General features: G+C 63.1%; 20 protein-coding genes. 15 read left to right on the top strand and 5 right to left on the bottom strand.

The genetic code is table 11. From position 1 onward, the window contains the following. The first annotated feature begins 19 nt into the window (after positions 1–19). The 4 genes from AC5J09_RS09330 to AC5J09_RS09315 all read left to right on the top strand — a co-directional run bounded on the left by AC5J09_RS09330 (position 20) and on the right by AC5J09_RS09315 (position 4,989). Positions 20–1,117: a DUF475 domain-containing protein gene (locus tag AC5J09_RS09330; RefSeq protein ID WP_275599331.1), complete on the top strand. Its 1,098-nt coding sequence runs from the start codon at positions 20–22 to the stop codon at positions 1,115–1,117. A 206-nt stretch (positions 1,118–1,323) separates the two neighbouring features. Beyond that, positions 1,324–1,668, top strand: a complete 345-nt coding sequence (locus AC5J09_RS09325) for a hypothetical protein (RefSeq protein ID WP_275599330.1) — start codon at positions 1,324–1,326, stop codon at positions 1,666–1,668. A gap of 256 nt (positions 1,669–1,924) precedes the next feature. Beyond that, positions 1,925–3,673, top strand: a complete 1,749-nt coding sequence (locus AC5J09_RS09320; protein ID WP_275599329.1) for a type I secretion system permease/ATPase — start codon at positions 1,925–1,927, stop codon at positions 3,671–3,673. After that, positions 3,670–4,989, top strand: a complete 1,320-nt coding sequence (locus AC5J09_RS09315) for an HlyD family type I secretion periplasmic adaptor subunit (RefSeq protein WP_100671507.1) — start codon at positions 3,670–3,672, stop codon at positions 4,987–4,989. The genes AC5J09_RS09320 and AC5J09_RS09315 overlap by 4 nt, the downstream gene beginning before the upstream one ends. Positions 4,990–5,032: 43 nt before the next feature. Here AC5J09_RS09315 and AC5J09_RS09310 read toward each other — a convergent pair whose 3' ends face one another. Continuing rightward, positions 5,033–5,806 carry a GntR family transcriptional regulator gene (locus tag AC5J09_RS09310; RefSeq protein ID WP_275599327.1) on the bottom strand — a complete coding sequence of 258 codons (774 nt, stop codon included), beginning with the start codon at positions 5,804–5,806 and terminating at the stop codon, positions 5,033–5,035. A gap of 213 nt (positions 5,807–6,019) precedes the next feature. On the opposite strand from AC5J09_RS09310, the gene AC5J09_RS09305 reads away from it, so the two are divergent. From AC5J09_RS09305 to AC5J09_RS09265, 9 genes are all read left to right on the top strand, one after another. Next, entirely contained in the window at positions 6,020–7,405 is a 1,386-nt protein-coding gene (locus AC5J09_RS09305) for a 6-phospho-beta-glucosidase (RefSeq protein WP_324763503.1), read from the top strand. Next, entirely contained in the window at positions 7,396–8,331 is a 936-nt protein-coding gene (locus AC5J09_RS09300; protein WP_440852945.1) for a carbohydrate kinase family protein, read from the top strand. The genes AC5J09_RS09305 and AC5J09_RS09300 overlap by 10 nt, the downstream gene beginning before the upstream one ends. A gap of 35 nt (positions 8,332–8,366) precedes the next feature. Further along, positions 8,367–9,629: an ABC transporter substrate-binding protein gene (locus tag AC5J09_RS09295; protein WP_440852944.1), complete on the top strand. Its 1,263-nt coding sequence runs from the start codon at positions 8,367–8,369 to the stop codon at positions 9,627–9,629. Between the two features lie 90 nt (positions 9,630–9,719). After that, the gene (locus tag AC5J09_RS09290) at positions 9,720–10,832 is read left to right on the top strand and encodes an ABC transporter ATP-binding protein (protein WP_275600138.1); all 1,113 of its coding nucleotides are present in this window, start codon (positions 9,720–9,722) and stop codon (positions 10,830–10,832) included. Beyond that, on the top strand, positions 10,829–11,722 hold the full coding sequence (locus AC5J09_RS09285) for a carbohydrate ABC transporter permease (RefSeq protein WP_494297507.1): 894 nt from the start codon (positions 10,829–10,831) through the stop codon (positions 11,720–11,722). The genes AC5J09_RS09290 and AC5J09_RS09285 overlap by 4 nt, the downstream gene beginning before the upstream one ends. A gap of 10 nt (positions 11,723–11,732) precedes the next feature. Continuing rightward, positions 11,733–12,608 carry a carbohydrate ABC transporter permease gene (locus AC5J09_RS09280; protein ID WP_494297506.1) on the top strand — a complete coding sequence of 292 codons (876 nt, stop codon included), beginning with the start codon at positions 11,733–11,735 and terminating at the stop codon, positions 12,606–12,608. A 144-nt stretch (positions 12,609–12,752) separates the two neighbouring features. Then, the gene (locus AC5J09_RS09275) at positions 12,753–13,190 is read left to right on the top strand and encodes a hypothetical protein (RefSeq protein ID WP_018099016.1); all 438 of its coding nucleotides are present in this window, start codon (positions 12,753–12,755) and stop codon (positions 13,188–13,190) included. A gap of 306 nt (positions 13,191–13,496) precedes the next feature. Beyond that, positions 13,497–14,774, top strand: a complete 1,278-nt coding sequence (locus tag AC5J09_RS09270) for a DUF763 domain-containing protein (protein WP_494297505.1) — start codon at positions 13,497–13,499, stop codon at positions 14,772–14,774. A gap of 130 nt (positions 14,775–14,904) precedes the next feature. Continuing rightward, positions 14,905–15,174, top strand: coding sequence for a hypothetical protein (locus AC5J09_RS09265; RefSeq protein ID WP_086017526.1), 270 nt, complete (start codon positions 14,905–14,907; stop codon positions 15,172–15,174). Positions 15,175–15,438: 264 nt separating this feature from the next. On the opposite strand, the gene AC5J09_RS09260 is transcribed toward AC5J09_RS09265, so the two are convergent. Further along, positions 15,439–15,771 (bottom strand): hypothetical protein, encoded by a 333-nt coding sequence (locus AC5J09_RS09260; protein WP_494297504.1) that lies wholly within the window; start codon positions 15,769–15,771, stop codon positions 15,439–15,441. Positions 15,772–15,912: 141 nt separating this feature from the next. On the opposite strand from AC5J09_RS09260, the gene AC5J09_RS09255 reads away from it, so the two are divergent. Continuing rightward, a complete protein-coding gene (locus tag AC5J09_RS09255) occupies positions 15,913–16,128 on the top strand; it encodes a hypothetical protein (RefSeq protein WP_026169042.1) in 216 nt (71 codons plus the stop codon). Between the two features lie 16 nt (positions 16,129–16,144). Here AC5J09_RS09255 and AC5J09_RS09250 read toward each other — a convergent pair whose 3' ends face one another. Next, entirely contained in the window at positions 16,145–16,684 is a 540-nt protein-coding gene (locus tag AC5J09_RS09250; RefSeq protein ID WP_494297503.1) for a cupin domain-containing protein, read from the bottom strand. Positions 16,685–16,823: 139 nt separating this feature from the next. Here AC5J09_RS09250 and AC5J09_RS09245 point away from each other — a divergent pair, with 139 nt between their 5' ends. Then, a complete protein-coding gene (locus AC5J09_RS09245; protein ID WP_324763511.1) occupies positions 16,824–17,546 on the top strand; it encodes a glutathione S-transferase in 723 nt (240 codons plus the stop codon). A gap of 3 nt (positions 17,547–17,549) precedes the next feature. Here the strand turns inward: AC5J09_RS09245 and AC5J09_RS09240 are convergent, their stop codons facing one another. Continuing rightward, positions 17,550–18,191, bottom strand: coding sequence for a UdgX family uracil-DNA binding protein (locus AC5J09_RS09240; protein ID WP_494297502.1), 642 nt, complete (start codon positions 18,189–18,191; stop codon positions 17,550–17,552). An 86-nt stretch (positions 18,192–18,277) separates the two neighbouring features. After that, positions 18,278–20,083 carry a malto-oligosyltrehalose trehalohydrolase gene (gene treZ / locus AC5J09_RS09235; RefSeq protein ID WP_494297501.1) on the bottom strand — a complete coding sequence of 602 codons (1,806 nt, stop codon included), beginning with the start codon at positions 20,081–20,083 and terminating at the stop codon, positions 18,278–18,280. Positions 20,084–20,175 lie beyond the last annotated feature (92 nt).

The raw sequence follows: 20,175 nt of genomic DNA, 5'->3' as shown, positions 1-20,175 counted from the left end.
GTGGAGGGGAGGTTCGCCCATGACCGGATCCAGCACACAGACAACCGCCCTCGGTTATTTCAAATGGGCGTTCATCGTTACGGCTGCCGGGCTTCTGCTCGGCGGATGGCTCGGCTGGCAGTCGACCGGCACCATCGGCGGAATGATGACGGTGTTCTTTATCTGCACCGTGCTTGCCGTCCTGGAAATCTCGTTGTCCTTCGACAACGCCATCGTCAATGCCAACAAGCTCAAGGACATGACCCCCGTCTGGCAGCAACGCTTCCTGACCTGGGGCATCCTCATCGCCGTTTTCGGAATGCGCATCGTCTTTCCGCTGCTGATCGTGGTCATCGCCGCGGGTATCGGTCCGATCGATGCCGTCATTCTCGCAGCGGCCCGGCCCGAGGAATATTCCCGGATCATGCACGAGGCGCATCTGCCGATCGCCGCATTCGGCGGTACATTCCTGATGATGGTCGGTCTCACCTATTTCTTCGATCATGAGAAGGACGTTCACTGGATTGCATGGCTGGAGAGCCGGATGGCACGCTTTGCGACCATCAAAGGCGTCGAAATTGCCTTCGTGCTGGCGCTCATACTCGGCTTTTCGAGGCTGCTCGAAGCGGAAGAAGCCGTGGTCTTCGTTCATGCCTGCGTTTACGGCCTCCTCACCTTCCTGGCCGTCGAGGTGGTCGGCGGTCTGCTCGACGCCTCGCAGCAGACGATGAGCGCCGCGGCGAAGGGGGGCTTCGGGGCTTTCCTTTATCTGGAAGTGCTCGACGCCAGCTTTTCCTTCGACGGAGTGATCGGCGCTTTCGCTTTGACCCAGAACCTTTTCATCATCGCCATAGGACTCGGCATCGGGGCGATGTATGTCCGCTCCATGACGATCATGCTGGTCGAGAAGGGCACGCTCAGTGAATACCGTTACCTGGAGCACGGCGCCTTCTACGCTATCCTGATCCTTTCCGTGGTCATGTACTTCCAGACGCTGATCCACATTCCCGAAGTCATTACCGGCCTCGGCGGGGCGGGCCTCATAGGTCTTTCGCTCTGGTCGTCGATCCGGCACAACAGGCGGGAAATGGAGCAGGTCGAGGGCGACACGCGCGGGCGCAGACGCCTCGAGGCCTGAGCCAAGCGCGGGTCATTGGATCCATCCGGCCGAAAGGTCTCATCAGGACGAGGAACGACCCGGCGGATATTCCGCCGGGTCGTTCTTTTTCGTGCGCCGCATTTTCTCCCGCCTTGCCGGAAAAGTGCCAAAGTCTTGGGCAATTGGGGCCGGCCCTGCCGGCGGCGAGTCCCTGCGCCGTCGGGCTGAAGAAATTGCGCGGAGGAATGCTTGTGAACGCCAGTCCGAACGATCTTGCCCTGATTGCGGTAATGCGCCGGTATTTTTCGCTGAAGGAGGAGGCGGGCGCCTTGAAGGGGCGGCTCGAGGCCGCCCGCAGGAGCGCCGGCGACGAGATAGGCCGCTTCTATGATCCGCGCACCAATGAGACGCACGCGGACGAGATTCTCGCATGGCATCGCCTCCGGCGGGAAATGGAGGAACTGATGAGCCTTGCCGCGACATGGGGAAGGGGCGGCAGCATCGAGGGAAGCTCTCTGGCAGCGACGGCCGAGCCTATCCCTCCGACCGTGTCCGCCCCTCTGGCCGAGGCCGCAGCTTCGATGGAGTGATGGCGCGAATGCCGGCGGCAAGCGCGGCATTCGCAGTGACCGGTAGTCAATTAAGCAAGTTTGGCGTACATCATTATATTTTCGGGAACAACTCTTCCTTGCGAGCTTTGGAAGTATGAGCCGGCACGATCCAGACAACGGGACAAAAAAGCGTCGATGCGGATGGCCGGTCTCCGGTGTTCGGCGGCGGATGAAGAGAAAAGGAGCCGCATGCACCTGAAACCCGATAGCGAGATATCAGCCGGTGCCTGAGTTCATGGCTACATCCAAGGGCAGGAATGCCGATCCAGCCGCGGCACTTCGCGATTGCCGGGCGGCCTTTATCGGCGTCGGCATCGCCAGCGCGCTCGTCAATCTTCTCTATCTCACCGGTTCGTTCTTCATGCTCGAAGTCTACGACCGGATCCTGCCGAGCCGCAGCATTCCGTCGTTGATTGCCCTCTCTCTCCTCGCGCTGTTGCTTTATGCCTTTCAGGGAGCCTTCGAGCTCATCCGCGGGCGGATGCTGGTGCGCATCGCCGGCGCCCTCGACGAGAGCCTGAACGGACGCATTTACCGGGCCATCGTGAAGGCGCCGTTGAAGCTCAGAATGCAGGGAGACGGCCTCCAGGCGCTGCGCGACTTCGATCAGGTCCGGTCGTTCCTGTCGGGCGTCGGTCCGGCCGCGCTCTTCGACCTGCCCTGGCTGCCTTTCTACATCGCGATTTGTTTTCTTTTTCACCCGGTCATCGGGTTGATCGCGATCATCGGCGGGTTGATCCTGACGTTGCTCACCTATCTCACCAACCGCGGCACGCAGGCGCCTGCCAAGAAAGCGTCCGAAGCCGGAGGGCTGCGCAACGCCTTCGCTCAGGCCTCCCAGCGCAATGCCGAAGTGGTGCATGCCATGGGCATGTCCGCGCGGCTCACCGGGCTGTGGGAGCGCCGCAACACGGAATTCCGTGACGAGAACCGGCGTACGTCCGACATCGGCAACGGCTACGGCGCGTTGTCGAAGGTCTTCCGCATGGCGCTGCAATCCGGCGTTCTGGCGGCCGGCGCCGTTCTGGTGATCCGGGGCGAAGCTTCGCCCGGCATCATTATCGCCGGTTCGATCCTGACGGCCCGGGCTCTTGCGCCCGTGGAACTTGCGATCGGCAACTGGCGCGGTCTTGTCGCGGCACGTCAGAGCTGGCAGCGTCTCAAGGAATTGCTCAAAGCCCTGCCGGAGGCCGACGCGCCGCTCCAGCTTCCGGACCCGCGCGAACGCCTCACGGTGGAGGGGCTGGCAAGCGGTCCGCCTGCGGCACAGCGCCTCATCGTCTCGGATGTGAACTTCACCGTCCGTGCCGGCGGCGCCGTCGGCGTGATCGGCCCGAGCGCCTCGGGAAAATCGTCTTTGGCGCGCGCCATCCTCGGAATCTGGCCCGCCTATCGCGGTTCCGTTCGGCTCGACGGCGCGGCGCTCGACCAGTGGGACAGCGACGCGCTCGGCAAACATGTCGGATACCTGCCGCAGGACGTGGAACTGTTCGCCGGGACGATCGCGCAGAACATCTGCCGCTTTGCGGAAGACGCGACATCGGAGGCGATCGTCGCCGCCGCGAAGGCGGCGCGTGTCAACGATCTGATCCTGCGCCTGCCGAACGGCTATGACACCGAGATCGGCGATGGCGGCATGACGCTTTCGGCCGGCCAGCGTCAACGGGTGGCTCTGGCGAGGGCCCTTTACGGCGATCCCTTCCTCGTCGTTCTCGACGAGCCGAATTCCAATCTCGATGCGGAGGGCGAGCAGGCGCTCAGCGAAGCGATCATGAGCGTGCGCAGCCGCGGCGGCATCGTCATCGTCGTCGCCCATCGGCCGAGCGCGCTTGCAAGCGTCGATCTCGTACTGATGATGAACGAGGGTCGCATGCAGGCCTTCGGGCCGAAGGAGCAGGTTCTCGGCCAGGTGCTTCGCCCGCAACAGGTGGAGCGACAGAATGCCCTGAAAGTCGTTACGGAAGGGCAGGAGGCGAAGCAATGAAGGGCTGGATCCAGCAGCAGAGGCCGACTGCACGCCGGTCGCTCTCCCGCCATTTGATCGGCGTCTCGGTCCTTGCGCTTGCCCTCGTTGCCGGTGTCGGCGGCTGGGCCGCGACGACGGAGCTTTCGAGCGCCATCGTTGCCGGCGGCGTCGTGATCGTCGACGACAACGTCAAGAAAGTCCAGCATCTGACCGGTGGCATCGTCGGCGAACTCCTGGTCAAGGAAGGCGATCGGGTCGAAGCGGGCCAGGTGCTGATCCGCCTGGACGGTACCACCGTGCGTGCCAATCTGGCGATCATCGAGAGCACACTGGCGCAGTTCTACGCCCGACGCGCCCGGCTGCAGGCGGAGCGGATCGGCGCCGCATCCTTCGAAATCGAGGAGGATCTTGCCGAGTTCATCCCCGGCACGGCGGCGGCGAAGCTCATAGAGGGCGAACAGCGGCTCTTTGACAGCCGCCGGTCGGCGCTTTCCGGCATGAAGGGACAGCTCGAATCGAGAAAGGCGCAGCTCGCCGATGAGGTCGAGGGGCTCACTGTGCAGTTGAACGCGATCGAGGAGGCGCTGAAGCTGATTGCGGAGGAGCTGACCGGAGTCGATTCGCTTTTCGGCCAGGGGCTCGTGCCTATGCAGCGGGTAACGACGCTGAAGCGCCAGCGGGCGGAACTGGAGGGTGGACGCGGCAGGCATATCGCCGCCCGGGCCCAGGCCCGCGGCAAGTCGAGCGAGATCGACCTGCAGATCCTGCAGCTGGACGAGGACCGGCGCAGCGAGATATCGAAGGAACTGACGGACGTCGAGGCGAAGATCGCCGAATATGAGGAGCGCCGCACCGCCGCGACCGACCAGCTGCGCCGCCTCGATATCACCGCGCCGCTTCCCGGGCGCATTTACCAACTGGCGATCCATACCGTCAATGGTGTCGTCAATCCGGGCGAAACGCTGATGCTTGTCGTGCCCGAGGCCGAGGACCTGACGGTCGAGGCGAAGGTAGCGACCCACGACATCGACCAGATCCGTGTCGGCCAGCCGGTCGAAATCCGCTTCAGCGCCTTCAACCAGCGCACCACGCCGGAGGTCGAAGCCGAAGTCGTGACCGTCGCTCCTGATCTCGTCACGGACGAGCGCACCGGCGCCAGCTACTACCCGCTGCGCATCCGGCCGAAAGCGGAGAGCCTCGCCAAGCTGAAGGGCCTTTCGCTCTATCCGGGCATGCCGGCCGAGGTGTTCATCAAGATCGCCGACCGGACGGTGATCTCCTATCTGACCAAGCCCCTTACCGACCAGATGCGGCATGCCTTCCGGGAAGATTGAGATCGGCGCGGGCGGTATTGGACGTTTCCCGGAAGTGCTCTGGCTAGAAGCGCCGGTGCGACTGCCTCAGCGAAAGCGGATAGCGCGTCGGATGATAGGCTGCCGCGCTGATATTGACGGTACGGTTGTGATTGTCATAGGCGATCTGATCGAGCGTCAGGACGGCCGCCGGCCGCTCGAGTTGGAGCAGGGACGCCTCCAGGTCGGATGCAAGCCGCGCGCTCAAGGTCGATTGTCCGCGCGTCGGGACGATGCCGTAGCGGTTCTCGAATTCGCCGTAAAGCGACCTGTTCTCGACCGTCCAGTCGATGTCGAGAATGCCGGGCGCGAGCGAGGCGGAGAACCAGTCCCGCTGCACGACCACCGGTAAATCGTCGAGAAGGCGCAGCCTCTCCAGAAAGACCACTTCGGCGCCGGTCGGCAGCGAAAGCGGTCTTGCGACCTCCGGATCGGCCCCGACGATCTCCGCCCTGAGGAGCCGCATGCCGGGCTTGCGATTGTTTGCATGGGCCGTCTGGGTGAAGCTGCGAACGACTTCCAGTTCGTAAAACGGCGCGGGCGCTGTGACGTAGATGCCCTTTCCGGGCCGCGTCTGCAGGTAGCCGAGATTTTCGAGTTCCTTGATCGCCTGGCGCACGGTGATGCGGCTGACGCCGTAGGCGGCCACCAGCTCCCGCTCGGAAGGGAGCTTATCGTTCACCGACAGCTCGCGCCGCTCGATCATGCCTTTCAGAAGATTTCGCAGCTGCGCGTAAAGCGCATCCGGATGGTTGCGATCGATGGGGCTTTCGTCCGGTAGGTTCGCTTGTCGTGCCATGCTCTCTTGTTTCAGCCGCCGGTTTCCGGATGTTCTTTTGCATTGCACCTGTCCGGACCGAAGACAAGTACCAAGCGCCTTTTCGGATCGCCGGCAGGCGCCGCTGACTAGTCCGGCGATCGGCAGTGGAAACCGGGAAAACGGCTTCCGCCCGAATTGACATAACTGGTTATATCCAGTAGCGATACCACGATCGGAACGGCGGAGTAAAGAATGAAACTGACCTTGATCGGCGGCGGCGGAGTCCGGGCACCCCTTTTTGTCGGTTCGGCGCTGAGGCGCGCGGAGAGAAGCGGCCTGACCGAGATCTGCCTGCAGGACATCAACGAGCGCAAGCTCGAGCTTTTCGGGCGTATAAGCCAGGAACTGGCGCGGCGCATGCAGTCACCGGTCCGGATCACCATGGCGGCCGACGCAGAACGCGCGCTCGACGGCGCGCGCTATGTGGTCACGACGGTTCGCCCCGGCAACGAGGATGGGCGTATCAAGGACGAGCGCATCGCGCTGGCCCACGGGGTGCTTGGCCAGGAAACCACCGGTCCCGGCGGGTTCGCCATGGCCCTTCGCAGCATTCCGGTCATCCTGAAATATGCCGAGATCCTGAAGAAGGTCAGTCCCGATGCGTGGCTGTTCAACTTCACCAATCCGGCGGGACTCGTGACTCAGGCGCTGCAGAACGAGGGCTATCATCGCACCGTCGGCATCTGTGACGGGGCGAACGGTGCGCAGGAGGCGCTGGCGCACTGGCACAAGGTGCAGCAGAACGACGTGCGCTGCGAGGTCTATGGGCTCAACCATCTGTCCTTTACCAGGCGCGCGACGATCGACGGCAAGGAAGTCCTTCAGTCGCTGCTCGATGACGACGGCTTTCTTCGCTCCACCTCGCAGCGCATGTTCGATGCGAGCCTCATCAGAAGCCAGCGCAACTGGATCAACGAATATCTCTACTACTACTATTATGCGGAGAAGGCGGTCGAGGCGCTCAAGGCCGATGCACGCACGCGCGGCGAGGAGGTCAAGGACCTGAACGCAGCGCTGATCACGCGGCTCAGCGCGATGGATTTGAATACCGGCGCGGATGCGGCGCTCGCCGCCTATTACGCTTACGAGCGGCGTCGCAACGCTACCTATATGCATTATGCGCTGACGGACGCCCCCAGCATGGAAGAGGCCGACCGGCTGGTCGAAGGCCTTGCCGCCGCGGAGACGGGAGAGGAGGGCGAGGGCTATGCCGGCGTCGCGCTCAATCTGGTCGATGCGCTTGAGACTGGCAAACCCTGCTATACCGGCCTCAACGTGCGCAACGAAGGCGCCATCGAAGGCTTGCGGGACGACGATGTCGTCGAGGTGAGCTGCGTGGTCGACGGGGAAGGTATCCGGCCGCTGAAGATCGGTGCGATGCCGGAAGCGCAGTCGCAGCTCGTCCACAATGTGAAGCGCTACGAACGGCTGGCCGTGCGGGCGATCAGGGAACGCAGCCGCGATCTTGCGGTCCAGGCGCTCATGGCTCACCCCCTTGTGCTTTCCTATTCACGCGCCGTGCCTCTCGTCGATGAGTATCTGGCGGCACACGCCGAGTTCGCAGGGGAATGGTCGTGATCGGCGCCGGCCCCGGTTCGCGCAATGACGTCATGGTGGTCGGAGAATACTACTTCGACCTGATCTTCCGTGGCCTCCCGGAGGTGCCGAAGATCAGCGCCGATCTCTGGGCGGAGGAATTCGAGTGGGTGCCGGGTGCCGCCTATTCAACGGCGCTGGCATTCGCGCGGCTTGGAACGAGTGCCGGGTGGTGGTGCCAGTTCGGCAACGATATCTTCAGCCGCATGATCCTCGAGGAAGCGCGCCGCGAGAATATCGACGATCGCCTCTTCATCCATATCGACAGGCCGCTGCGCCGCGTGAGTGCAGCCTTTTCCTTCGCGCATGACCGCGGCTTCATCAGCTATGCCGAAGAGCCGGACCCCTTGCCGACGCCGGAGGATCTGGCGCGGATCAGGCCGCGCATACTGCTTCTGCAGGGGTTTTCGCTCGACAATGAAAGACGGCGGCTGATCGAGGCCGCGCGCGAACTCGGGATCACCGTCTGTTCGGACTGCCAGCATGTCGACTATCGGCTCTCGACGCCCGGAATGGAGGACATGCTGGGACTGATCGACGTCTTTCTGCCGAACGCATCGGAAGCGAAGGCGCTGACGGGCGAGGAGGACGTGCAGCGTGCGCTGTCGTCGATCGCCCGCTTCTGCCCGACCGTCGTGATCAAGTGCGGAGCGGACGGAGCGATCGCTTCCTCCAAGGGCCGGACGACCCGCGTGCCGGCGCTTGCCGTCGAGGTCTTCGATACGACGGGCGCAGGCGACAGTTTCAACGCCGGCTTCGTTCATGGGCTCCTCACCGAGCCCGACATCGGCGGCGCGATCGAGCTCGGCGTGATCTGCGGCTCGCTGGCCGTGACGGGATATGGCGGCCGCAACCTGCCTTTCAAAGAGGATCTGACGAAATATCGGCGGCGGGAGGCCGCGATATAGCTTGCGTTCACAAGCGAACAAATGAGGGAACGAACATGAAGCATATGTTGAAAACACTCGCAGGCATGACCGTTTTTGCCGTCGCATCGGCCTTTCCGGCAAAGGCGGACACCGTGTCGATGTTCTGTTCGGCGACCGATTACGAACTTTGCGAGAAGGCCGTCCAGAAATGGACGAAAGACACCGGGCACGAGGTGAAGCTCAACCGGATGCCGCAGAATCTCGACGACGCCATTCCGATCTATCAGCAATTGTTCGCGGCCCAGTCGTCCGACATGGACGTCCTCTATATCGACGTCATCTGGCTCGGCATGTTCAAGGATCATCTCCTCGATCTGACCTCTCTCGTACCCGAGAACGAGGTGAAGGCGCATTTCGCCTCTGCCGCGGATGCGGCGCGCCTCGACGGCAAGCTCCTGTCGATGCCCTTCTATATCGATACGGGCCTCATGTTCTACCGCAAGGACCTTCTGGAGAAATACGGCAAGCAGCCGCCGAAAACCTGGGATGAGCTGACGGCGACAGCCAAGGAGATCCAGGACGCGGAGCGCAAGGCCGGGAGCCCGGACATCTGGGGCTATTCCTGGCAGGGCAGGAGCTATGAGGGCCTGACATGCGATGCTCTGGAGTGGATCGCTTCCGCCGGCGGCGGCACCATTCTTTCCGACGACGGCGAGGTGACGATCAACAATCCGCAGACGGAGGCGGCGCTCACCCGTGCCCGCGGCTGGATCGGTACGATCTCGCCCGAGGGGGTCTTGAACTATGACGAGGAAAACTCACGTGCCCTCTTCGAGAGCGGCAATGCCGTCTTCCACCGCAACTGGCCCTATGTTTGGGGAACGTCGCAGGCCGAGGGCGGCAAGCTCGTCGGCAAGGTCGGAGTGAGCGCGCTTCCCGTCGGTGCGGACGGGCAGAAGTCGAGCGGCGCGCTCGGCACGGCCTATCTCGGCGTCTCCAAATATTCCAAGAAGCCGGAGCTTGCCGCGGAGCTGCTGCGCTATATGGTCGGCGCGGAAGACCAGAAGATGCGTGCGATCGAAGGCGGCTACAATCCGACCGTCGAGGCGCTCTACGAGGACGCCGATGTGCTGGCTAAGATCCCCTTCCTGAGCATGGCGAAGACCGCCTTCGAGGAATCGGTCGCACGTCCGTCGGCTGCGACCGGCAAGAACTATAACCGCGTTTCCCGCACCTTCTACCGGGCCGTACACGATATCATCTCCGGCAAGGACGATGTCGCCAAGGAACTCGCCGACCTCGAGCGCCGCCTCGAGCGCGACGTGAAGGCGAAATGACGAGAGCTCGCCCTCGGCCCGGCCGGGGGCGCCTCATCGAAACCGGCTGCGTTGGACGCGCTGCCGCGAAAGGCCTGGAAGGGAAATGGAATGGCTTCGGTCTCCCTGAAGAACGTCAGCAAGACCTTCGGCACCTATGACGTGATCCGCTCCATCGATCTCGAGATCGAGGACGGGGAGTTCGTCGTCTTCGTCGGCCCATCCGGTTGCGGGAAGTCGACGCTTCTGCGACTGATCGCCGGCCTCGTGCCGGTTTCCGGCGGCGACGTGTTTATCGGCGGCGACCAAGTGACGGACGTGCCGGCGTCCAAACGTGGACTGGCCTTCGTCTTCCAATCATACGCGCTCTACCCGCATATGAATGTGGCGCGAAACATCGGCTTTGCGTTGGAAACGGCGCGGCTCGGCAAGGATGAAATCCGTCGCCGTGTCGCAAGGGTCGCGGACATGCTGAAGATCGGTCACCTGCTCGAGCGTCGGCCGCGCCAGCTTTCCGGCGGTCAGCGACAACGCGTGGCGATCGGCCGGGCGCTGGTCGGCCAACCGGAAGTCTTCCTCTTCGACGAGCCGCTTTCCAATCTCGACGCGGACCTGCGCATGGAAATGCGCTTCGAGATCGCCAAGCTGCACGCCGACGTCAAGACGACGATGATCTATGTCACCCACGACCAGACGGAAGCGATGACGCTCGCCGACCGGATCGTCATTCTAAACCACGGGCAGATCGAGCAGGTGGGGCGGCCGCGCGAGCTTTACGACCGGCCGGAAAATCGCTTCGTTGCCGGCTTCCTCGGCAGCCCGAGAATGAATTTCGCCCCGCTCGAAGCGACAGGCTCCGCCGCTACGGTTCTGAGGGGGGCAGGCGGCTTCGCCTACGCCGCGGAATATCTCGCGGCCGAAGGAAGGCCTGCGGAAATCGGCTTGCGGCCGGAGGCTTTGAAGCTTGTCGGTGCCGACACGAAAGGCGCGATCCGCGGAACCTTCGAGCGGATCGAGGACCTCGGCTATGAATATGTCTGCTATGTGCGGCTCACCGAGACGCTGGTCTGGACGGTTCGTTCGACGGGAAGTCCACCGCAAGTCGCCCCCGGCGACCCCGTCGGCCTGAGCTGGCAACCGGAAAGTCTCTACCTCTTCGGAGAGGATGGCCGGCGCATCGATCACCGCGCGAGCGTTCCATTGGCCCTTGGAGCATCGTCGTGAACGCCGCCCGCCGGATGGAGCGGCAGCAACGCCGCACCGCATGGATATTCCTGCTCCCGTTGCTGCTGACGCTGGTGGCGGTGGCGATATGGCCGCTCGTCCGCAGCATTTTTTTCTCCTTCACCGACGCTTATCTCGATGCCCCTTCGGATTACGAATTCGTGGGTTTCGAGAATTTCGTGGAAGTTGCAGAAGACCCGGTGTTCTGGGGCGCGGTCAGGAACACGCTCGTCTTCACGCTGGTATCCGTCGGGTTGGAGACGCTTCTCGGACTTGCGATCGCCTTGCTCCTTCACCGCGCTTTTCCCGGCCGCGGCATCGTGCGGGCGGCGATCCTCATTCCCTGGGCGATGCCGATGGTCGTCTCGGCCCGGATCTGGGAATGGATGCTCAACGATCAGTTCGGGCTGATCAACAAGCTCCTGGTCGCGTTGGGACTCGTCGAAAAGGGCGTCGCCTGGACAGCCGATCCTTCGCTGATCCTCGGGACGGTGATCTTCATCGACGTCTGGGTGACGACGCCCTTCATGGTGCTCCTCATTCTTGCCGGCCTGCAACTGATCCCCGAGGAAATCTACGAGGCAGCGGACGTTTCCGGCGTGCCGCACTGGAAACGCTTCTGGTCCATAACCTTGCCGCTCGCGACGCCGGCGATCGGCGTCGCGATACTCTTCCGCGCGCTCGACGCGCTCCGCATGTTCGATCTGAGCTACGTGCTTGCGGCCAACAACGAAAACACGATGACGATGTCGATCTATGCGCGCGACCAGCTCATCAGCTTTCAGGACCTCGGCCTTGGAGCCGCTGCTTCCACCTGGGTGTTCATGATCATCGGGCTGATCGCCATCGTCATCGTCGGGCTTTTGCGCCTCGATCGGGCGACGGGCTGAGGGGGTATCGATGACGGTGAGCGCAGCCATGACGAGACGCTATTCGAACGCGACGTACCGGACCTTGCGCCGCGTCAAGACGGCCGGATTCTATGCCGGCGTGGCGGCCGTCCTCGTCTACATGCTGTTTCCCTATTACTGGGCGATCGTCTCTTCGACCAAGACGGGGCAGGCGCTTTACCAGTTCACTCTGCTGCCGGCGCTCGATTTCAGCAACTACAGTCAATTGTTCGACAATCCGGTATTCATGGGCGCGCTCGTCAATTCCGGCGTGGTCGCGCTTGTCAGCACGGCGATCTCCCTCGTCATCGGCATTCTCGCAGCTTACGCGCTCGGCCGCCTGCATTTTCCTCCGGGCCGCATCGTTCTGATCGCCGTTCTCATGATCTCGGTCTTCCCGCAAGTGGTGGTGCTTTCGGGAATGTTCGAGGTGATCGGATGGCTCGGGCTCTACAATCGGCCGTCGGCGCTGATCGTTTCCTATCTCATTCTCACTTTGCCCTTTACGACATGGATCCTGACGAGCTTCATCCGTGACCTGCCGAACGAATTGGAGGAGGCGGCGCTCATCGACGGCTGTTCGCGCCTGCGCATTCTCACCCATGTGCTGCTGCCTCTGATGGGGCCTGCGATTGCCAGCACCGGTCTGCTGTCGTTCATCCTCGCATGGAACGAATTCCTCTTCGCGCTCACCTTCATCCTGACCGACGAGAACCGGACGGTTCCGGTCGCGATCGGCCTTCTGACGGGCAGCAGCCGCTATGAATATCCGTTCGGCCAGATCATGGCCGCGTCCGTCACGGTGACGCTGCCGCTGCTCGTTCTCGTCCTGATCTTCCAGCGCAAGATCGTCGCGGGGCTGACGTCCGGCGCCGTCAAGGGGTGACGAGCGCCGCCGCGTGCGACGCCATGCGCCAAATTTGGCATGATCTATTTTCGTGATTGGACTTCCCGACCGGTTGGAGTCACGCTGATAAGGCCTACGAGGTGGAAATTGGGGGACCAACTATCGTAAGAGTAGGAGGTCGCAATGAAGCACCAAGCAATCGAGCAGTTACAGGGCGTCGCCGAGGTCAAGCAGGACCTGCCGCGACGGACGTTATCGCGCAAGGAGCGCCTTGAGCGTTGGGCGGAACTCCTGGAACGTGATCCTCACAGACGCCTTTCGACGCTGCACGAGACAGAGTATCAGCCGGCGAGAGTCCGCGCGGCCATGCGCGGCGACGGTTCGCCGATCTCCGTCGCCTTCGAGGATCCGGTCTTCCGGACCGCCGGGATGGAGAACGACAGCTACGGCGAAGCCAGGCGGTTTTTCGAGCTGAGCGACGAGCAATTACATAAGGTCATCTGCTATTGCCATTTCGGCGCGACGGTCAGCGCATCGACGGCCGCCCGCCACATCCGCGCAATGCTTGTCGAGAAACAGCCAGGCCTGTTTGCTCGGTTGCGCCAGATGTTTGTCGGCTAGGGCAGGCGACGGCATATCGAGGGTCGTGATCGAAGGCGGCCGCCGGAGGAGGCGGGCCGCAGTGCGAAGGCTTAACCGCTCGCACTGCGGTGCTCCCATCGCCTCCGGCTGGCGGATTGCCTTCGATCCGCGGCGTCGTCCTCCGAGGGCTTGGGTTCGCACTCGTTCTCAAGGTTGTCTTCGTGCGCGGCGCGTCCTCGTGCCTGCGTTTTTCGCTTCGTGCTCCAATTTCCACTATGTTAAGTGGGTCGGCGCGGCGCCTGATGGCGACGCGCCCTGTCGGTCGGGACGCAGAACGGAAACACTATGGCTCAAAGAGCAGGCAATGCGGATCTCCCGCTGCATGGCGGCCGCGTGCCGCGATGGCTCGGCGACCGTATGACGCGCCTCGGCGCGCTGGTCACCGAAGCGGTGGTTCATCACTATGGACGCGACGAGTTTCTAAGGCGGCTTGCGCATCCGTTCTGGTTCCAGTCCTTCGGTGCTGTCATGGGCATGGACTGGCATTCCTCCGGTATCACCACGAGCGTCATCGGTGCGTTGAAACGCGGTCTCACCCCGCTTTCCGGCGAGCTGGGCATCCATGTCTGCGGCGGCCGCGGCCAGCACTCCCGCAAAACGCCGGGCGAACTCATGTCGATCGGCAATCGTGTCGGTTTCGATGGCGGCGCATTGGCAGAAGCGAGCCGCCTCGTCGCCAAGGTCGACAGTGCGGCCGTTCAGGACGGCTTCGATCTGTACTTGCACGGTTTCGTCGTCACGGACGATGCCAGGTGGGTGGTCGTCCAGCAGGGCATGAACGGCGACCGCCGGCAGGCGAGGCGCTATCACTGGCTCTCGGAGGGCCTGACAAGCTTCGTCGACGCGCCGCATAGCGCGATCGAAGGCAGAGAACAGGGCGAGATCGTCAATCTGGCCGACCGCCGCGCCGCCGCCTCGAGGACTGCGCAGCTCGATCTCCTCCAGTCATTCGGGCCCGACGGGCTCTTGCGCGAGGTCGCCCGGATCGAGTCTCGGGGGGCTCCTCTGGCCTCGCCGGCACAGCCGATGCTGCCGCATCTCTTCATGCCTGCCCATCACGATGTACGCGAAAGCGACGTCAATCTCCGGCGCCTGCACGGCAACTTCGCCGCCGCCGCCGACCGTGGTCCGGCGGATTTCAAGGACCTGCTGCTGGTGCCGGGCGTGGGCGCGCGGACGGTCAAGGCGCTGGCAATGGTCGCGGAGGTGGTCCACGGGACGCCTTGCAGGTTCTCGGACCCTGCCCGCTTTTCGCTCGCCCATGGCGGCAAGGACCGCCATCCGTTCCCCGTGCCGGTGAAAGTCTACGACGAGACGATCAGGATCATGAAGTCCGCGGTCAGCAAGGGCCGGCTCGGGCGCGAGGAAGAGCTTGCGGCTCTGAAGCGGCTCGACGAGCAATCGCGCCGGCTGGAGCGCTACGTCATGGGGCCCGACCTCAAGGAGATCGTCGCGGGCGAATTCAGGGACTCCGCGCGTTTCGGCGGGCTCAGCATATTCGGCTGGGAACCGCACGACGACGAGGCAACCGCCGCGGAGCCAAGCGACCGCACACGGCGCTGAGGCGGAACAATAAGCGCAGCGATCGATTTACACAGCTGGGGCGCGTTGAGCGCACACCGCGTTCGCTGCCGCTGAGGATGGCGCTTCGGATACGGAGGCGCCGCCGGCATACCAGTTGATGGAGTTTCCGATGACCGCTGCGATGACTACGATCGACCACGACACGATCCGCAATTGGATAGAAGCCCGCAAGGGGCAGCCGGCGCGCGTGAAGGGCGCGACCGAAGGGGGTGGTGGTCTGCTTCGCGTTGATTTCGGCAAACCGGAAGACACGCTGGAGAAAATTTCCTGGGACGAATTCTTCAAGATCTTCGACGACGAGAACCTGGCCTTCCTCCATCAGGACATGACTGACGACGGGCAACCCAGCCGCTTCTGTAAATTCATTAACCGGGACTGACCCGAAGACGGATCTCGGAGGAGAAGCGGAAGGAGCACTTGAGGCCGGAATGCCTTTACGGCGGAAAGGATCTCGCGATGCTTACGATCAAAAAACCGGAACCCGCGACGGAACGCGAAGGGCGCCCTGTGCCTCCTTTTACCGGCATCGAGCCGGCGCCTGCAAAGATCCGGAAGCCTTCGACCGACGATTGCGAGCGCCTCGATGACCCGGATTCGCTTTTCTGGCGCGGCGTATGGATGACCGTATTTTAGGTCCGGAAAACTAGGCGTTACCGCCAAGTGTCTGCTCGATCTCTTCGAGACGCGCGGTCAGTCGCTTGATCTCGTCGCGCTTTTCGGCGACCACGTCTTTTGCTGTTTCGAGCCTGTCGCCTCCGGGCACCGTGCCCACGGCCGTATGGGTCTCGGTCGCGATGGCGTCGATTTCGGATTGTAGCCGGGCGATGCGCTCGCGTAGTTCGTCGAGTTGGTTCCCGACCCCCGGCGCGCTCATCCGATCTCGCCCCCAGGCGTCGATCGGCTCGTCGACGCTCGGTGGGTCGAGCGGGCGCGCATCAGCCCCGGGGCGCGGTTCTCCATGTTTGTTCGTGCTCATGACTGAACTCCCGTAAGCGTCATCAACTCGAAAGCGACGTCTATGTTCCGTCGGCAGCGCTGACCGTCGCACCAATCGGCGGGCAGCATGGAACTTCCCGCGACGGCTGCCGTTTTCCTTATCGCCACCTGGGAGGGTCCCATGCATTCCGAAGAATACCTCGAGCTTCACTACGATCTGCTGAGCCACAGGGCGCTCCTGTCGTGTGGCCGTAAGGCATACGTCCTGCCGGACATCTACGAGACCAAGGAAATGGCACAGATCGCTGCCCAGAAATTCGCCTGGGAAAAACTGGGACTGAAAGAGCGGGCAGCGGGCTGCCGCACCGCCGCCGACCTCCCGGTCTGGCTGCGCTGACGACTGCGGCGCGTGATCAGTGGCCCTGTGCTTCGCCGAGACCGTCCCCCGCATGCATGGCGGACTGCCACAGGGTGACCGCAGGTCCTTCTGCGCCGAGAATGGGGTCCAGGCTCGGCAGCGGCACCGAGGCGATTGCCTTACGGTCATCCGCGGTCGCGGCGCCGCTCTGGATCTCGGCATCCTGACCCGGCGGATAGCCGCCGACGACCAGGAAATCCATGCTCGCCTCGTTCCGGCGGTGGCCCGTACCTGCCGGGAGGAGGATGACGTCGCCGGCTGCGACCTCGACCTCCTGTCCCTCCGGCCCTCCGATCAGCAGCCGTGCCCGGCCTTCCGCGATCCCGAGAACCTCGTGCGCACCGCAATGGTAATGGTGATGGGCAAAGACGCCGTTGCGCCACAGGCCGCGCCAACCATTGGCCCGGAAGCGTTCCTCTATCTGTGTGGCTCCATTTTCCGTAACGTCGACCGCTTGACGATAGACCAGGACCGGCAGGCGCGGGTTGTTCGGTACGCCGCCGCTTTCGGCGAACATGAGCTCTTCGATTTTCATTGGTTTTCTCCTCGGCGCAGGATGTTCCGTTCCCTGCCGAACCGGAACGAATTGCGCGGCTGTATGTTTCCTTCAATCGTGCTCAGAATAGACTCCGGCCGCGAACAAAGATGAATGCTGGCAAAGAAGGGGACCTTTCATGCCATACAAGCTCTATTACTGGGATGGTATTCCCGGCCGCGGTGAATTCGTGCGCCTCGCGCTGGAGGAGGCCGGCGCGGATTACGTCGACATTGCCCGCCAGCCGGGCGGCACGAATGAAATGCTGAAGCTTATGAAGGAGCCCGGTGAAGCCGCCGCTCCCTTCGCTCCCCCGTTCCTCGTCGATGGCGACCTCGTCATAAGCCACGTCGCCAACATCCTTTTTTATCTCGGGCCGAGGCTCGGCCTTGTTGCCGAGGACGAGGGACTTCGAACCCTTACCAATGGTCTGCAGCTGACGATCACCGATTTCGTCGCGGAGATTCACGACACGCATCATCCGATCGCCGTGTCTCTCTATTTCGAGGACCAGAAGCCCGAAGCGCTGAGGCGGTCGGCCGATTTCCTCTCCGAGCGCCTGCCGAAGTTTCTCGGCTATTTCGAACGCGTGCTCACACAGAACCCCAAAGGGCCGAGCCATATGGTCTCGGACCGGTTGAGCTACGTCGATCTTTCGCTTTTCCAGGTGATCGAAGGCCTCCGCTATGCCTTTCCCAAGGCGATGGATGCCTATGAGGCAAACATTCCCGGACTGGTCGCCTTGCATGATGCCGTTCGTGCACGGCCGAGAATTCTGAGCTATCTGGCCTCGGAGCGGCGGCTCGCCTTCAACGAATCCTGCGTCTTCCGCCACTATCCGGAACTCGACCGGCAGTCCTGACCGTCAACCGATGCGAGCCTTGATCTTGGCGAGATCGTCGACAAACCGGGCGCGTTCCGCTTCGGGGTCGGATCTGCCTCGGATTCTCAGAAGATAGGAGGGGTGGATGGTCACGAGAACGGAGAAGCCCCCGGGCGCCGTCAGAAGCTCGCCGCGGTTTCTGGTGACACCCACGCTTCGCCCGAGCAGGGACATCAGCGCCGTGGCCCCGAGCGCGACGACGATTTCGGGGCGGAGCTCATCGAGTTCGGCGCCGAGCCACCAGGCGCAGGCCTGAATCTCACCGGCATTCGGCCGCGAATGCAGCCGGCGCTTGCCGCGCTGTTCGAATTTGAAGTGTTTGACGGCATTGGTGAGATAGCACTCCGAACGATCGATGCCGGCTTCGTGCAGGCATTCGTCCAGGATGCGCCCGGCGGGTCCGACGAACGGGCGCCCGGCAAGGTCCTCGCGGTCGCCGGGCTGTTCGCCGACGAGCACGACACGGGCGTCGACCGGACCCTCGCCGAAGACCAGTTGGGTGGCGTTCTTGTAGAGGTCGCAGCGCTCGCAACTCTCCGCCTGCCGCCGCAATGAGGCAATCGTGGTTGCCTCGGCGTGTTCGCCGGCAAGGGCCGGTCCAAGTTTCGCAGGCTGTTTCGGCATCGTTCCTCGAGGCGCTCTCCCTTTATTCTCGCCGCGGCGTCTAACCGTGAGGCTCAAGGCATGTTCCCCTGTCTGCCGATGGCGTGTCACCGCGCAATGGCGACGGCGATGCCTGGACCGGCCAACTCGCTGCCGTCGGCGGTCTCGCCCCCGGACGTTTCGCTCGTGAAGATCGGCTGACCGCGAATTGCGGGAACGGCCTGTCTCTCCTGCAAAAGATTGACGCGCAGTTCCAGGCAAGCCTCCCCGAACTGCCAGTCGACGGCGATGATGCCGTCCTTGGTCTCGTATGCACGGCAATCCGGTACGGCGGTGCCGGCGATCAGCGGCACGATGTGCCGCTGCCTTATCCCGGCGAGGTCGCGCATATAGGCAAGATGCCGCTCGCCGGCAGGGCTTGTCGCGCGGCTCCAACGCAGCTTGGAGCCGGCAAAGACGTCCGGGTCGAGCGGATCGGGCAGATCATCCATCGTCTTGCCCTCTGGAAGGCCGCCGAAGTTTTCGGCTTCGTCCCGGCGTCCCAGCCGGATAGCCTCGGCTATTTCCCCCTGGTAGTCGGCGAAGAAACAGAAGGGCTGCGTCTCGCCGTATTCTTCACCCATGAACAGGAGAGGGATTTGCGGCGTCAGCATGTGCATAGCCGCCAAAACGCGCAGCCTGTCCTCCTGGAGGAGCGAGGCGAGACGTTCACCGAAGGCGCGGTTGCCGATCTGGTCGTGGTTCTGCAGGAAATTCACGCGGCCTTGCGGCGGCACGCGGGCTCGGCTCCCCTCAGGAGAGAAATTGTCTTCCTTTGCCGGCACGGCGAAGCCATCGGCCAACGCGCTGCGGATCTTGCCCCAGGGCTCGTCGGCGAAAGGGCGATAGTGGCCCTTGGTTTCGCCGGTCGCCACGACGTGGAGAGCATTGTGAAGATCGTCGTTCCATCCCGCATCGAAGAGCATGCGTGTGCCGCTCGCGTCGCGCCGCAGAAGGCTCCTTCGGCGGTGAGCGTCTTCCAGCACCAGGTGGATCTGGCGCTCGGCGAACGTTTCCCGAACCTCGTGCTCCAGCGCGAGGAGAAAATGCGGCCTGGTCGTATCGCGGATCTGTTCGGTCGCATCGAGACGCAATCCGTCGAAACGGAATTCGCCGAGCCAGTAGAGCGCGTTCTCGATGAAGTAGCGCCGGACCGCTTCCTCCTCGAAGGCGATCGACGCGCCCCACGGTGTCGGGCGATCCTTGTTGAAGAAGCGGCTCGCATAGCGGGAAAGGTAATTTCCCTCCGGCCCGAAGTGGTTGTAAACGACATCGAGCAGGACCGTCAGACCAAGCGAATGGGCCGCATCCACGAGCGCCTTCAGATCATCCGGCTTGCCGTAGGCATTATGCGGAGCATAGTGCAGCACGCCGTCGTAGCCCCAGCCCCGCATCCCGGGGAATTGCGCGACGGGCATGATCTCGATCGCGGTGATTCCGGCCCCGGCCAGATGCGGCAAGCGCTCGATTGCAGCGCGGAAGGTGCCCTCCGGCGTGAAGCAGCCGACATGCAACTCCGAAATGACCGTCTCCTCCCAGGGCCTGCCGCGCCAGGAGGAAGCCTGCCATTCATAGGCGGCGTGATCGACGACGATCGACTTGCCTGAAGCTTCCCGCTCCTGTGCCGAGGAGGCGGGATCGGCGACCTCGGTGCCGTCGGCAAGGCGGAAGCTATAGCGCTCCCCCGCCTTCGCCCCGAGCGTGATTTCGAACCAGCCGCCATCGAGTGACTGCATCTTATGCGCGGCCCCGCCGAGAACCAGATCGAGGTCCCGCTCGTCGGGAGCCCACAACCGAAACCGGCATGTGTCCCCGTCGATGAAATTCGCGCCCCAGCTATTTCTGAAATGTGCACGTGTCGAACTCGCCGGCATCGATATGTCCCTCGAGATGAAAGGCGAGGAACTGGCCAAGCGCGGGGAAAGTTCCCCCGGCACTCGTCCGGGAGGAGGAACAAATGCCTGCC

This window comes from Sinorhizobium sp., from assembly GCF_059070375.1.
The sequence above is the reverse complement of the archived record's forward strand: the minus strand, read 5'-3'. Positions and strand labels throughout refer to the sequence as shown.